Origin of the sequence: Pseudomonas sp. NBRC 111119 (assembly GCF_001320125.1) — a bacterium.
Taxonomy (GTDB): Bacteria; Pseudomonadota; Gammaproteobacteria; order Pseudomonadales; family Pseudomonadaceae; genus Aquipseudomonas; species Aquipseudomonas parafulva.
In genome coordinates this window covers 28128-41762 of sequence record NZ_BCAV01000038.1, presented here as the reverse complement: position 1 = coordinate 41762, position 13635 = coordinate 28128, and the positions used below count along the sequence as shown (strand labels likewise).

Sequence of the window (13635 nt, the reverse complement as noted above, 5' to 3'; positions counted from 1 at the left end):
TGGTTGTTTGTAAATACCGCTGAGTTGTACTCCGTTACCACTACAGCCCTTGATTAGCTTGATCCGTGAGGCCCCCAGCAGAGGTGCCCCGGAGCCCCGCACGCAGTCTCACGTGTGGGCCAGATGAGGTTGTACTGCCATGGTCCGTCGAACCAAAGAGGAAGCCCAGGAAACTCGCGCCCAGATCATCGAGGCAGCGGAAAAGGCTTTCTACAAGCGCGGGGTCGCGCGAACCACCCTGGCTGACATCGCCGAACTGGCGGGTGTGACGCGCGGGGCGATCTACTGGCACTTCAATAATAAAGCCGAACTGGTGCAGGCGTTGCTCGATAGCCTGCACGAAACCCATGACCATCTTGCACGCGCCAGTGAGAGCGAAGACGAAATGGACCCGCTCGACTGCATGCGCAAGCTGTTGCTGCAGGTGTTCAACGAGCTCGTGCTCGACGCCAGAACCCGGCGTATCAATGAGATTCTGCATCACAAGTGCGAGTTCACCGATGATATGTGCGAAATCCGCCAGCAGCGCCAGGCGGCGGTACTGGATTGCCATAAAGGCATCACCCTGGCCCTTGCCAATGCCGTGCGCCGTGGCCAACTGCCCGAAAGGTTGGACGTCGCCCTCGGCCGAGTTCGTCGAAGGCGAACGTAGCGGGCACTATGTGCTCGGCAAGGACCACTTGCTGATCGGGGCCGACGGCAAAAGCTGGATTACCTTTGCCGATTATGCAATTGCCTTGCTCGATGAACTGGACACCCCCCGGCATTCGCGTCAGCGCTTCACGGCCGGGTACTGATCCGCAGGGTCAGTGCTGGCACAGGCCTGCAGCCACGCCAGCAACTCGACCAACCCAGGTGCCAGGCCCTTGGCCTGGCTGACCAGGTAGTAGCCCTTGCCGGTCATCACCCTCAAGGCGAACGGCGTACACAGGCGCCCTGCGCGCAGGTCTTCGCCGATCAGCGCCCAGTCACCGATGGCAACCCCCGTGCCTTGCGCAGCCATGGCCATGGCCATGTCCAGCGTCTCGAAATGCTGTTTGTGCCCTCGACCGCTCAGGGTCAGCCCGGCGGCCTGAAGCCAGGCATGCCAGTCCCGCTCGTCCCGCGACGGATGCAGCAGCATGTGCTCGCCCAGGTCCTGGGGCTGCAACAAAGGGGGTAGGCCTTCGCGTAGTGACGGCGCGCAGACCGGGGTGAGTTGCTCATCGAACAGCTTGTACGCCCGCAGCCCCTGGGGCGGTGCAGCGCCATAGACCACTGCGGCATCGAAGCCTTCCCGGTGCAGGTCCACGCCATGCTGCACGGTGGTGGTCAGTTCCACCGGCACCTCCGGGCGCAGGGCCTGCCATTGCATCAGGCGCGGCAGCAGCCAGCGCATCACACAGGTCGGCGCCTTGAGTTGCAGGGTGCTGCTGTGCCCAGCCACCTCACGTACACCCTGCTCGATGAGGGTAAACACCTGCTGTACCCGAGGCAGCCAGTCGAGGCCTTCGCGGGTCAGGCTCAGGCCTCTGGCCTGGCGCTGGAACAGCGGGTAACCCAGGTGTGCTTCCAGGGCCGCGATCTGGCGGCTCACAGCCCCTTGGGTGATATGCAGCTGCTGGCCAGCGCGGGTGAAATTGCAGTGCTGGGCAGTGACCAGAAACGTGTGCAGTGCAGGCAGGGGAGGTAAGCGATTCATTGGAAGCAGTCATGATCTCAGGACATGGCAAGTATGTGTATTTTTGCATTGTGCGGGTAGGCCATCGTTGCGTCCAATAAGCCCTTGTCCGATGCATGAACAGGGTGGAAGCGCATGGCAACTTGTGGCGAAGTGTTGGTGAAGTGGCTTGAGGCTTATGGCGTGGACCATGTCTTCGGCATTCCCGGTGTGCATACCGTCGAGCTATACCGTGGCCTGGCGGGTTCTGCCATCACGCACATTACGCCACGCCATGAGCAAGGCGCAGGCTTCATGGCCGACGGGTATGCACGTACCCGGGGTCAACCTGGGGTGTGTTTCATCATCACCGGGCCAGGCATGACCAATATCACCACGGCCATGGGCCAGGCCTATGCGGACTCCATTCCGATGCTGGTCATTTCCAGTGTGCAGGCCCAAAACCAACTGGGCGGTGGCCGTGGCAAGCTGCACGAGTTGCCCGATCAGGGCGCACTGGTCGCGGGCGTGGCTGCGTTTTCCCACACCTTGATGAGCGCGGGCGAGCTGCCCGCGGTGCTGGCGCGGGCGTTTGCGGTGTTCGAGGGCGCGCGGCCACGGCCTGTTCACATCGAGATCCCCTTGGACGTGCTGGTGGAGCCTGCCGACCACTTGCTGCCGGCAAGGCCGGTGCGTACCCACAGGGCGGGGCCCGCGCTACAACCCTTGCACCAGATGGCCGAGCGCCTGGCAGTGGCCAAGCGGCCACTGCTGCTGGTCGGCGGCGGTGCCCTGGCGGCGGGCGAAGCGCTGGCGCAGTTGGCCGAGCATCTGCAGGCGCCCGTGGCCTTGACCATCAACGCCAAGGGCCTGTTACCTGCGGCCCATCCGCTGCTGATCGGTTCGACACAGTCGCTGCAGGCGACCCGTGCACTGGTGGCGGAGGCCGATGTTGTGCTTGCCATCGGTACAGAGCTTGGCGAAACCGATTACGATGTGACCTTCCAGGGAGGCTTCGAGATCCCAGGCAGTCTGCTGCGCATTGATATCGACCCTGACCAGACCGTGCGTAACTACGTGCCAGCGCTTGCCCTGGTGGCAGACGCCAGGTTGGCCCTGGAGGGGCTGCTCGCTGCCCTGCGTGGCCGGCAGACTGTGCACCAGGCGGGGTGGGGTGCTGGCCGGGTGGCAGCACTGCGCCTGGCCGTGGCTCGGCAATGGGACCAGGCTACCCTGAGCCAGACGCGCTTGCTGACAGCCACGCTGCAAAGCCTGACGGATGCCATTCTGGTGGGCGATTCGACCCAGCCGGTGTACACCGGCAATTTCACCTTGGACATGGACCGACCACGGCGCTGGTTCAATGCATCGACCGGCTACGGCACCCTGGGTTATGCACTGCCTGCCGCGATGGGGGCGTGGCTGGGTAGTGCGGTCAAAAGCGAAGACCGCGCGCCAGCGGTGTGCCTGATTGGCGACGGCGGGTTGCAGTTCACGTTGCCGGAGCTGGCCAGTGCGGTGCAGGCGCAGGTGCCGCTGATCGTGCTGTTGTGGAATAACCAGGGCTATGAAGAGATCAAGAAGTACATGGTCAACCGGGCCATCGAGCCGGTCGGGGTAGACATTCATACCCCCGACTTCGTCGCCGTGGCTCAGGCGCTGGGTGCGGCGGCTGAACACGTGGCCGATGTGCCGCAATTGCACACAGCGCTGGCCCAGGCGGCCAGACGCAGCGGCCCGACCCTGCTGCACATCGACCAGCAGCAGTGGCAGCAGGCTGTGCCGGGCTGAAGGCCGGCCTAGCCGGCACTGGAGCGCAGGCGTGCCACGTCGCGGATCGGTGGCGCGCCATACAACCGGCTGTATTCGCGGCTGAACTGCGAGGGGCTTTCATAACCCACCCGATAGGCCGCCACGGCGGCTTCCAGCCCGTCATTGAGCATGAGCCTGCGGGCCTCCTGCAGGCGCAGCTGCTTCTGGTACTGCAGCGGGCTCATGGAGGTCACTGCCTTGAAGCGGTGGTGCAATGTAGAGGTGCTGAGGTTGACCTCGCGGGCCAGGTCCTCGATGCGCAGCGGCAGCTGGAAGTTTTCATTGAGCCAGCTGATTGCCTGGCACACCCGGTGGGTCTGGCTGTTGGCCAGGGCGATTTCGTACAGCCGATAGCCCTGGGGCCCACGCAGTAAACGGTAGAGGATTTCCCGCCGAAACAGCGGCGCCAGCATGCCGATGTCCCGTGGGCTGTCCAACAGGCGGATCAGCCGCAATAAGGCATCGAGCAATGCAGCGTCGGTCTTTTCCACGTACAAACCCCGCCCCGAAGGCCGGTTAGGCACCAGCATCGGCCCGCTTTCGGCGATCAGCTGGCTGATCTCGGCAGGGTCCAGGTCCATGCGCAGGCCCAGGCTGGGGTTCTGCGGGCTGGCATCGAGCTTTACCGCACTGAGCGGCAAGGTCACCGACACCACCATGTAGTGCAGCGGGTCGTAGGCATATTGCTCGTCGCCCAGAAACAGGCTTTTGCTGCCTTGCGCCAGGATGCACAGCGCAGGTTGGGCCAGCGTGGGCACCGAGCGGACGTTCTCGGTGTAGCGCACCAGGTACAGGTTGTCGATGGCCGAGGCGGGCCCGTGGGGATCGCCGGCATGGCGGCCGATCAGCGCGGCCAGCTCCTGGCGATGGGTTTCCAGATGCGGGTCTAGGGGCGGGGCGGTGGTCATGGTGGCATTCCTCTGCTGACCGACGCAGCATAGGTTTGGGCAACACATGAAGCTAGTCGAATACTGCACGCCGATTGCCTGATCCTGCAGCGCGGCAGGATCAGGCAATCGGCGTGCAGTATTGGCCTAACGTGAACGGCCGGTGGCGCTCTAACCTTGCCAGCCTGGCTTACCCGACCGCCGCTTCAGGGAGATGGTGCAATGACGCTCAAACAACCGGTCACCCACCTTGCTTTCATCCGCGCCAGTAACGGCCGCTCGGCCGAGCTGGGCGCCCGCTTGCGTGACTTGCTCGAACCTTCGCTGGGCGCCCCGGGTTGCCTGAGCTTTACCGTGCAGCGTTCCCAGGCCGATGCCGACCTGTGGTTGCTCAGCGGCAGCTGGCAGGACCAGCAGGCGATGAACGGCTACTTCGCCTCGCCTACCCTGCAGGTGTTCGGTGAGCTGGTGCAGGCCGAAGTGGTCAGCAGCCTCGACCTGCACACCTTTGGCTGACCGGTGGCACGCGACAGCCGCGTTGCCGGGCTGCTTGGCGTAACATGACGGCTCTTTCAACCACGCGGAAAGCACTATGGCACGTAGGGAGTTTGCACAATTCGAGGCAGTTTCGGCGATGGTGCCGGTGGACGGCGGGGGCTACCACGCGGCCATCGCGGTGAAGGCGCTGGGCATGGGCGGCGCACCGCGCTTCCACAAGGTGCTGGAGGGGCAGGTGTTCAAGGGCGCCGTGGCTGCCGATGAAGCGGCCACGGCCGAGTTGCAGCGCCTGCAAGGTGTAAGCGAAGCAGGCGAGCTGATCTGGTGATCAGGCCTGCGGCCTGGCCATCTTGAACAGGTTGCCCAGTTCGAAATAGTCCGCCGGGCCGCCGCCACGCAGGATGGGTTCGGCGGCAGCGGTGTCGTAGATGCCGTCCTTGAGCAGGTGCTCGGCAATATGCACGGCCACCACCTCGCCCAGGATCAGCCAGCTGGGCACCGGCTGCTGGTCAGCACGCTGCAGTTGCACGATCTGGGTTACCTTGCACTCGAAGGCCACCGGCGTTTCGCCTACCCGCGGCACCTTGACGATGCGCGACGGGGCGGCCGTGAGCCCGCTCAGTTCGAACTCGTTCACTTCCGGCAGTACTGCCGCACAGCTCTGGTTCATCTGCTCGGCCAACGGCCGGGTTGCCAGGTTCCAGACAAACTCCCCAGTCTGCTCGATGTTGTTCAGGCTGTCTTTACGCCCCACGCTACAGAAACCGATGATCGGCGGGATGTAGTTGAAGGCGTTGAAGAAGCTGTAGGGCGCCAGGTTCAGGCGGCCCTGGCGGTCCTGGGAGGAGATCCAGCCGATCGGGCGGGGGCCAACGATGGCGTTGAACGGGTCATGCGGCAGGCCGTGGCCTTGTGCGGGTTCGTAGTAGTACATCGGTGCTGGGCTTGCCGGCCCACCTCCTGGGTTGACGGGCCCCTAGTGTGCCAAGGCTGCGGCCGCCTGCAAATCATCAGGCAGCGCTGTAGCGTCAGCTGATGCGATGGCCATGGGTGCGATCGAAGCCATCTTCCGCGAAGCGCTGGGCACCGGTGCGGTCAAAGCCGTCTTCTGCGTAGCCGGACGCCTGTGCGTGGGGCGCTGCAAAACCGTGCGCCTTGGTACGGTCGAAACCGTCTTCGGCATAAGCGCCAGCAGCAGACAACGACAGAACGAGGGCAAGAAGGGTGTGGATTTTCATAAGGGTTACTCCAATGAACGGGTGACTGTGTAGGTATGCATCACATTTTACGCCCACAATATTGATTGTTAAGCGCATAAATCTGCGTTAAATAATCGTATAATTCGATATGTTGGTGTACTCAAGTGCCTGCCATCGCGTGAGCGGCGGCGATTCGCAAGATGCTGGGGCAAATGATTATTCAGCCTGGGCAGTATCTGGCTGTGGAATTAATCGAGTATTAAGGGGTAGGCACAACAAAAAGGGCGCTCCATCACTGGAGCGCCCTTTTTCGTTGTTACCGGCAGCGATCAGTCGGTGGTGATCCGGGAGTGCTGCTTGGTGTCCTTCATGGTGGCGTACACCAGCAGGGAGCAGGCGATGCACCCTGTGACGTACCAGTAGAACCCGCTTTCCATACCCGCGCTCTTGAACCACAGCGCCACGTATTCAGCGGTACCACCAAAGATCGACACCGTCAGGGCGTAGGGCAGGCCGACCCCCAGGGCGCGGATTTCGGTGGGGAACAGTTCGGCTTTTACCACCGCGTTGATCGAGGTGTAGCCGCTGACGATGATCAGCGCCGCCATGATCAGGAAGAACGCGCCCCACCAGGTCTGGATAGTGTGCAGGGTGCTGAGGATCGGTACGGTGAACAGCGTGCCCAGTACACCGAAGGCAATCAGGATGGGGCGGCGGCCGATCTTGTCGGACAACCCGCCAATCACCGGTTGCAGGCACATGAACAGGAACAGCGTGGCGGCCGAGATGGTGGTGGAGTCACTGATGCTCATGCCCACCGTATTCACCAGGTACTTCTGCATGTAGGTGGTGTAGGTGTAGAACGCCAGGGTGCCGCCCATGGTCAGGCCGACCACGGTCAGCAGTTCCTTGGGGTGGCGCATCAGGGTGCGCATCAGGCTTTCCTTGGCCTTTTCCTTCTTGGTGAAAGAGGCGGTTTCTTCCATGCCGCGACGCAGGTACAGGGCCACCACGGCGCACAGGGCACCGATCACGAACGGTACGCGCCAGCCCCAGGCATACAGCTGCTCGGTGGTCAGGGTTTGTTGCAGGATGATCAGCACAGCCAGGGCGATGAGCTGGCCGGAGATCAGCGTGACGTACTGGAAGCTCGAGAAGAAGCCACGGCGGTCCTTGCTGGCCATTTCACTGAGGTAGGTGGCCGAGGTGCCGTATTCGCCACCCACCGACAAGCCCTGCATCAGGCGCGCAATCACCAGCAGAACGGGGGCAGCAACGCCTATGGTTTCGTAACCGGGGGTAAGGGCGATGACCAGCGAGCCGGCGCACATCAGCAGTACCGACGCCATCAGCGCCGCCTTGCGGCCCTTGCGGTCGGCGTACAAGCCCATCAACCAGCCACCGATGGGGCGCATCAGGAAGCCTACGGCGAAGATCGCCGCGGTGTTGAGCAATTGTGCAGTGGAGTCGCCCGCCGGGAAGAATGCCTTGGCGAAGTACAGCGAGAATGCTGCGTAGACGTACCAGTCATACCATTCGACCATGTTGCCGATGGAACCGCTGAAGATCGATTTGAGGCGACTGGCGGTGGTTTTTTCTGCGGCCGGCGCGTTGGCCGCCCCGGCTGGCAGGGAGGTGGCGTTATCCATCAGGGATACCTTCTCGTTGTTTTTGTGAAGCGCGCCTGGGCGCAGCTGGCACTAGTGATTGCAGAAGGTGTGCCAAATGGGGGCGCAGTGACCCGTCTTTGGGCATTTGAGGGGCGGTAGCCCTTACCAGCACTGCGCCTGGGGTGTGGCCAGTGGCGCAGGCCAACAGCCAGAAGTGGGTGGCCCTACACCTTGTGCAAGCAAAAATCCGCTTATAGGGCTGGCTGAGTAGGCGGATTTCCGCTTATTGGCTCGACAGGAAATCTTCTCGTAGCAAGCCGTGGCGCTGCATCTTTTCGTTGAGGGTGCGCCTGGGAAGCTGCAGGTCGTCCATCACGGCCTTGATCTCGCCCCCATGCTGGCGCAGCGCTGCGCGCAGGCACTGCGCTTCGTAGGCTTCCATACGCTCGCTCAGGGATTGACCTGCCGGCACAGGGTCAAGGGTGGGTGAGCCAAGCCCTAGCGCATGACGCTCTGCCGCGTTGGCCAGTTCGCGCACGTTGCCCGGCCAGTCATGGGTGAGCAGCTGGGCCAACTGTGCGCCAGACAGGGGCACGGCATTGCGGCCCAGCTTGTTGGCAGCGGCGGTGGCAAAGTGCTCGAACAGTACGGCGATGTCTTCGCGCCGTTCGCGCAAAGGCGCCAGGCGCAACTCGGCAACATTCAGCCGGTAGGCAAGGTCTTCGCGAAAGCGCCCGGCCCGTGCCTCTTCGAGCAGGTCGGGTTTGGTGGCCGCGATGATGCGCAGGTCCACACTGATGCTCTGGTTGGCGCCCAGGCGTTCGATTTTCTGCTCTTGTATCACCCGAAGCAGCTTGGCCTGCTGCGCCAGCGGCATGCTTTCGATCTCGTCGAGAAACACCGTGCCGCCGCTGGCGTACTCCAGCTTGCCGATGCGCTTGCCCTGGGCGCCCGTGAAGGCACCGCTTTCATGGCCGAACAGCTCAGCCTCGAACAACGCTTCCGGAATGGCCGCGCAGTTGAGTGCCACAAAAGGCTTGTCGCCCCGTGGGCCAAAGTCATGCAGGCAGCGCGCCACCCGCTCTTTGCCACTGCCCGTCTCGCCACGGATCAGCACATTGACGGGCAGACCTGCCAGGTCGAGCAACTGGCGGCGCAGCAACTGCGTGCTTTGGGCCACGCCAAGCAAGCTCGCCTCCAGCCGGGTCTTGAGGTCGGCCTGTTCGTGCAGGCGGCGGTTTTCCAGTACCAGCTGGCGTTTCTCCAGGGCGCGGCGCAGGCTGCCCAGCAGGTGTTGCGGGGTGAATGGCTTTTCCAGGAAGTCATAAGCACCGCTGCGCATGGCGTCCACGGCCATTGGCACATCGCCATGGCCGGTCAGCAGGATCACAGGCAGGTCGGGGTCGGCTGCCTGCAGGCGTTCCAGCAACTGCAGGCCATCCATGCCCGGCATGCGGACGTCGCTGATGACCACCCCGGGGAAGTGCGCTGGCAGCTGCGCCAGGCACTCGTCGGCACGGGCGAACAGCTGCACATTGAAACCGGACAGGCTCAGCCACTGCTCCACAGCGCTACGGATGCTGGCCTCATCGTCGATGACGATCACTGAATTCATCATGCGGGCTCCAGGTCACGGGGCAGGGTCAGGCTAAGGCAGGCGCCGCCGGGCACGTTCTCTGCCTGTAGCCGGCCACCTGCGTCATGCACGATGCCATACGATATCGCCAGGCCAAGCCCCAGGCCTTCGCCTACGGGTTTGGTGGTGAAGAACGGCTCAAAGATTCTGGCCAGGTCGGCCTCGGCGATACCACCGCCCGAGTCCAGAATACTCAGGCGCCACAGCCCGGCTTGCGGTTCTATGCGGATTTCAAGGCGGCGGTAGCCTTTGTTGGCCATGGCGTCCAGGGCATTGCGCAACAGGTTGATCAACACCTGTTCCAGGCGGATGGCATCGCCCCGCACCCAGGCCGGGCGCGCCAGGTACAGGGCCAGCTGGATGCCTTCACTGTGGATGCGGGTTTCCAGCAGGTGCAGGGCCTGGTCGACCACGGTGGCCAGGTCTAGCCGCTCGCGTAGGCCACCCGGGCTGTTGCGGGCGAAGGTTTTCAGGTGGCTGGTGAGGGACGCCATGCGGGTCAGCATCTGCTCCAGGGGTTCGAGGGCCTGGCGCGCTTCATCGTAGCGCCCATGGTCCAGCAGCAGGCGCAGGGTTTCCAGCTGCATGCGCTGGGTTGTCAGCGGCTGGTTGATCTCATGGGCCATGGCCGCAGACATCTGCCCCAGTGCCGCCAGTTTTGCCGTTTGTACCAACCCTTCCTGGGCGGTGCGCAGCTCCCGGGTGCGCTCCTCGACCTGGCGCTCAAGCTCGGCGCGGCTGCGCTGGCGCAGGCGGGCAATACGCAGGCGCTGGCTGACGAACAGCGCCGCGAACACCAGGCTGAGCCACACGGCAGCTGCGCCCAATGCCGCATTGCGGGCATCCGGGCCTACCTGGGGCTTGCGCAGCAGGTGCAGGGCCCAGCGCTCGCTGTCCAGCGGCAGGGTTTCCCACAGGTAATCGGCACTGCCCTGGGGGCCCTGCACGCGGCTGAGGGTGCTGTTGGCGGCAAACCGGGTGAGCACCTGATGGGGCAGGGGCACAAGGGGTTGCTTGTCGTACTGACGGGTTTCAGCCAGTTCGGCACGGTCGGCACCGCTCAGCGGCTGCAGCTCCCGGTAGCGCCAGCCGTCCTGGTTGGCAATGAAGGTGATGCCGCGGGCATCGCTGACCAACAGAATGTCGCTGCCTTGGCGCCACTCACGCTCAAGCTCTGGAAACTCCAGTTTTACAACCATGGCGCCGAGAAAGCGGCCCTGTTCGTCGAGCACCGCGCTCGACAGAAAATACCCCGGTACGCCACTGGTCACACCCACGGCGTAGAAGCGACCGTTACCCTGGTTGCGGGTCTGGGTGAAATAGGGCCTGAAGCCATAGTTGGAGCCCACGTAGCTGGTGGGTAGCCGCCAATTGCTGGCAGCGATGGCCAGCCCGGTGTGGTCGAGCAGTTCGAGGGTGGACGAGTTGGCCGCGCCGTTGATCCTTTCAAGCTTCCGGTTCAGGGCGTCTTGCACCTGGTCGTCGACAGGGCCGCGCAAGGCGGCGATCAGTTCCGGGTCCAGTGCCAGCACCGCAGGCAGCGCCCTGTAACGGTCGATCAGGGTGTGCAGGGTATTGGCGTACAGGCCCAACTGCTGGCTGGCAAGCCGGGCGTCGGCCTCCATGGCCTGGCGCTTGGCGTGGTGCATGGCCCAGCCCGCGCTCAGCACGGTGCCCAGCACGATCAGCAAGGTGATCAGCCCCAGACGCAGGGCGCGGAAGGTGAAGGGCATCGGGTCAGGTCCGGTGGTTGGCTATCGGGGCGGCCTACTCAGTCAAAGCAACTCGAAGCCCTGTTGCTGCACTGCCTCGGCGTCCAGCCCCACCTGCACGTTGAACTCACCCGGCTCGGCAACCCGCTGCAGTTGGCCATTATAGAACTTCAGGTCGTCTTCGCGGATGGCGAAGGTTAACTGCCGCGTTTCGCCGGGCTGCAACATCACCTTCTGGAAATGCTTCAGCTCCTTGACTGGCCGGCTCATCGACGCGGTTACATCCTGCAGGTACAGCTGCACCACGGTCTCGCCGGCAACCTTGCCGGTGTTTTTCACCGTCACCTTGGCCTGCAGGGTATCGCCGCGCTTGAACTGCTTGTGCGAAAGGTCAAGCCCCGACAGTTCGAAGCGGGTGTAGCTCAAGCCGTAACCGAATGGGTACAGCGGGCCGTTGGGTTCCTCGAAGTACTGCGAGGTGTAGTTGCCCGGCTTGCCCGGCGTGAACGGCCGGCCGATACGGGTGTGGTTGTAGTACATCGGGATCTGCCCGACAGACCGCGGGAAGGTGATGGGGAGCCTGCCGGACGGGTTGTAGTCACCGAACAGCACATCGGCGATGGCGTTACCCCCTTCGGTGCCGGCAAACCAGGTTTCCAGAATGGCGTCAGCCTGCTCCCGCTCCCAGCTGATGGACAGCGGGCGGCCATTCATCAACACCAGTACCAGCGGTTTACCGGTGGCCTTCAGCGCCTTGATCAGTTCACGCTGGCTGGCCGGGATCTCGAGGGTGGTGCGGCTGGACGACTCGTGGGACATACCACGCCTTCTGCGATAAAGTCTGGTAGTAGATTTCCAACAACAGCTAAAAATAAAAATGAGGCAGTCATATCGCCAAGCCTGGACAGTATCAAGGGTACAGCGAGCTGCGCTATCTTCATAAAATTTTTACTTCGTTGATTATTGATGCATAAGTAATCTCTTCCCAACTATGTGATTGAGGAAGTCCAAGAGAGCTCAGAAATACTGAGAATATTTTCCCAAAAATGAAGTGCAATGAAAGATTTCTCGGATCAAAAGCCGCATAGGTCGATAGATTAATTGGCCTGCCGCCATTAACAACATTAAATATTTTCCCCTTCCAATTTAATTGGTTTCTGTCTCCTTTTTCAAATAGGCGTCTTGTGGATTCATCAAATTCATCGTCATAAGATGTAACTACCACGATGTAGGAGTTGTGTTTAAGTGTTGTTAGTATTTTCTTGGTTGTTCCTCTGTTTCCAGACATTGAAAAGCAATAATGAAAATGATCAACTCTTCCTTCGAGTTGTTCTGAAGACCTGGCTTCGAACCCCTCTGTCGAAGCCATGAAAAGTCTTGATTTATCAGTATCTACTACGACAATGTTCTGTACTCCTCTGCTGCGTAGGCCGAAGCAAAGTGATCTGCCAATCTTTCCATATCCAATGACTAGAGTTGCTTTGGCGGGGGACCAATCCTCAATAAAGGAATGAAGATAGCCCAAGGTTATATTGGCCACCATTACATTTTCAGCCATCTTATGAGAATCATAAGCTACGGATCGAAACCTGTGTAATGTGCTATAGCCAAGTTCCTTATATCTGATGTGGCCATTGGTAGTGTCCTCTAGGATAAGAGTAAGACGATTGCCGTAACGCTCTAGCAGATCACCTATGTGAGGAGCGAAGTAACCACCAATGTCGAAAAGAATAATAGGAAGATCTGATTGCGCTGCTATTCGGTTTATTTCTTCAATAGTTTTGTAGAATTCCACGCGCTCGCGTGACTTCAGTAGTCGTGTTGGATTGTTTATAAACTTAAGTAGGTCGGTGTTAAGTGAGGATTTTTTTGGTATCAAGTAAATGTTGTCAAAGGTTTCCATCCAGATGTTGCATATACTTAAATTGACAGTGGTTGATAAATGGTAAAGGCTGAATATCAAGCATCGTCTAAGTTGGCTTTTGTCGCATGTGCCATGTGCGGTCATGACTTGGCTGTAAAATAAATACGCAATCCGATGGGCGTTGCTGTAGTCGAGGCGGTGTGATGGGGCCGAACTGCTCACTGTGTGCTTAATGTTTTTCATCATGGCTCCTTGCCGTACGTGGAATTTAGTAGTGATCCTGAATCAGGCTTAATAGCGAGGTGTAGGTTGCCGATAGCAAGGCCAGTGGAAAGTCAGGTGTTTGCCTATGCGCTAATCCGACCTGGTGGCTTTTTGCATAAATCGATTCAAGGCGCGGCAGTAGTCCTTCAAGGCTGTTGGTCATTCTAGCTTGATGAGCACTTTCCTCTGTGCTGAATTTCATAGAATTAGCTGCCTCGCCTGGTAGCATCAAAGCGACGCTAACGTCTATTTCAAGCGAGTTACCAGAGGGGGTTTGCCGTAGGCAAATACATAAGTCGGATATGTGCTTGGTAAGGTACAGGCAACCTATGAGTGCTCTTATTTTGGCTTCACGAATTTCGTTCAACGCGAGCTGGGTTACTATCGTTTTCAAAAGCTGAATTAGGTCGGACTCAGAAGCGATATGGATATTCATAAGGTAGCTATCCCATTCAGGCATCGCCAAGATGAGTCTAACGTTAGGTAGGTGTTTAAGTTCGTCTAGTGCTGTCAT

11 protein-coding genes and 4 pseudogenes are annotated in these 13635 nt (G+C 60.7%); 5 read left to right on the top strand and 10 right to left on the bottom strand.

Annotated elements, in window-relative coordinates; all coding sequences use genetic code 11:
- Positions 1–139: 139 nt before the first annotated feature.
- Positions 140–616, top strand: a pseudogene (gene ttgR / locus APH25_RS14995) (efflux transport transcriptional regulator TtgR); the annotation flags it as partial.
- Positions 612–797, top strand: a pseudogene (locus tag APH25_RS25005) (NAD(P)-dependent oxidoreductase); the annotation flags it as partial. The pseudogenes ttgR and APH25_RS25005, both read left to right, overlap by 5 nt.
- On the opposite strand, the gene APH25_RS14990 reads toward APH25_RS25005, so the two are convergent.
- Positions 773–1681, bottom strand: coding sequence for a LysR substrate-binding domain-containing protein (locus APH25_RS14990; RefSeq protein ID WP_060482460.1), 909 nt, complete (start codon positions 1679–1681; stop codon positions 773–775). The pseudogene APH25_RS25005 and the gene APH25_RS14990 sit on opposite strands and share 25 nt — an antisense overlap.
- A gap of 114 nt (positions 1682–1795) precedes the next feature.
- Here APH25_RS14990 and APH25_RS14985 point away from each other — a divergent pair, with 114 nt between their 5' ends.
- A complete protein-coding gene (locus APH25_RS14985) occupies positions 1796–3430 on the top strand; it encodes a 5-guanidino-2-oxopentanoate decarboxylase (RefSeq protein ID WP_060482459.1) in 1635 nt (544 codons plus the stop codon).
- An 8-nt stretch (positions 3431–3438) separates the two neighbouring features.
- Here APH25_RS14985 and APH25_RS14980 read toward each other — a convergent pair whose 3' ends face one another.
- Complete coding sequence (locus tag APH25_RS14980; RefSeq protein ID WP_028635097.1) at positions 3439–4359, bottom strand: AraC family transcriptional regulator; 921 nt, start codon at positions 4357–4359, stop codon at positions 3439–3441.
- Between the two features lie 201 nt (positions 4360–4560).
- On the opposite strand from APH25_RS14980, the gene APH25_RS14975 reads away from it, so the two are divergent.
- Complete coding sequence (locus APH25_RS14975; RefSeq protein ID WP_028635096.1) at positions 4561–4854, top strand: putative quinol monooxygenase; 294 nt, start codon at positions 4561–4563, stop codon at positions 4852–4854.
- 76 nt (positions 4855–4930) lie between these two features.
- Positions 4931–5164, top strand: a complete 234-nt coding sequence (locus APH25_RS14970) for a hypothetical protein (protein ID WP_060482458.1) — start codon at positions 4931–4933, stop codon at positions 5162–5164.
- On the opposite strand, the gene APH25_RS14965 is transcribed toward APH25_RS14970, so the two are convergent.
- The 8 genes and pseudogenes from APH25_RS14965 to APH25_RS14935 form a co-directional block, all read right to left on the bottom strand.
- Positions 5165–5770: a flavin reductase family protein gene (locus APH25_RS14965; RefSeq protein WP_028635094.1), complete on the bottom strand. Its 606-nt coding sequence runs from the start codon at positions 5768–5770 to the stop codon at positions 5165–5167. It abuts the gene before it with no gap.
- Between the two features lie 97 nt (positions 5771–5867).
- Positions 5868–6074, bottom strand: a pseudogene (locus APH25_RS14960) (heme utilization protein); the annotation flags it as partial.
- Positions 6075–6364: 290 nt separating this feature from the next.
- Positions 6365–7684 carry an MFS transporter gene (locus APH25_RS14955; protein WP_028635093.1) on the bottom strand — a complete coding sequence of 440 codons (1320 nt, stop codon included), beginning with the start codon at positions 7682–7684 and terminating at the stop codon, positions 6365–6367.
- A gap of 244 nt (positions 7685–7928) precedes the next feature.
- Positions 7929–9263, bottom strand: a complete 1335-nt coding sequence (locus APH25_RS14950; protein ID WP_060482456.1) for a sigma-54 dependent transcriptional regulator — start codon at positions 9261–9263, stop codon at positions 7929–7931.
- On the bottom strand, positions 9260–11014 hold the full coding sequence (locus APH25_RS14945) for an ATP-binding protein (RefSeq protein WP_060482455.1): 1755 nt from the start codon (positions 11012–11014) through the stop codon (positions 9260–9262). The genes APH25_RS14950 and APH25_RS14945 overlap by 4 nt, the downstream gene beginning before the upstream one ends.
- A 42-nt stretch (positions 11015–11056) precedes the next feature.
- Positions 11057–11818 (bottom strand): annotated as a pseudogene (locus APH25_RS14940) (glycoside hydrolase family 3 C-terminal domain-containing protein); the annotation flags it as partial.
- 112 nt (positions 11819–11930) lie between these two features.
- Positions 11931–12788 carry an NAD-binding protein gene (locus APH25_RS25475; RefSeq protein ID WP_177331187.1) on the bottom strand — a complete coding sequence of 286 codons (858 nt, stop codon included), beginning with the start codon at positions 12786–12788 and terminating at the stop codon, positions 11931–11933.
- A 337-nt stretch (positions 12789–13125) separates the two neighbouring features.
- The gene (locus APH25_RS14935; protein WP_156333173.1) at positions 13126–13635 is read right to left on the bottom strand and encodes a hypothetical protein; all 510 of its coding nucleotides are present in this window, start codon (positions 13633–13635) and stop codon (positions 13126–13128) included.

What these genes read in the sequence shown, in the direction of transcription:
- APH25_RS14990 (WP_060482460.1), bottom strand. Translation starts at nt 1,681, where the DNA reads ATGAATCGCTTACCTCCCCTGCCTGCACTGCACACGTTTCTGGTCACT.
- APH25_RS14985 (WP_060482459.1), top strand. Translation starts at nt 1,796, where the DNA reads ATGGCAACTTGTGGCGAAGTGTTGGTGAAGTGGCTTGAGGCTTATGGC.
- APH25_RS14980 (WP_028635097.1), bottom strand. Translation starts at nt 4,359, where the DNA reads ATGACCACCGCCCCGCCCCTAGACCCGCATCTGGAAACCCATCGCCAG.
- APH25_RS14975 (WP_028635096.1), top strand. Translation starts at nt 4,561, where the DNA reads ATGACGCTCAAACAACCGGTCACCCACCTTGCTTTCATCCGCGCCAGT.
- APH25_RS14970 (WP_060482458.1), top strand. Translation starts at nt 4,931, where the DNA reads ATGGCACGTAGGGAGTTTGCACAATTCGAGGCAGTTTCGGCGATGGTG.
- APH25_RS14965 (WP_028635094.1), bottom strand. Translation starts at nt 5,770, where the DNA reads ATGTACTACTACGAACCCGCACAAGGCCACGGCCTGCCGCATGACCCG.
- APH25_RS14955 (WP_028635093.1), bottom strand. Translation starts at nt 7,684, where the DNA reads ATGGATAACGCCACCTCCCTGCCAGCCGGGGCGGCCAACGCGCCGGCC.
- APH25_RS14950 (WP_060482456.1), bottom strand. Translation starts at nt 9,263, where the DNA reads ATGATGAATTCAGTGATCGTCATCGACGATGAGGCCAGCATCCGTAGC.
- APH25_RS14945 (WP_060482455.1), bottom strand. Translation starts at nt 11,014, where the DNA reads ATGCCCTTCACCTTCCGCGCCCTGCGTCTGGGGCTGATCACCTTGCTG.
- APH25_RS14935 (WP_156333173.1), bottom strand. Translation starts at nt 13,635, where the DNA reads ATGACAGCACTAGACGAACTTAAACACCTACCTAACGTTAGACTCATC.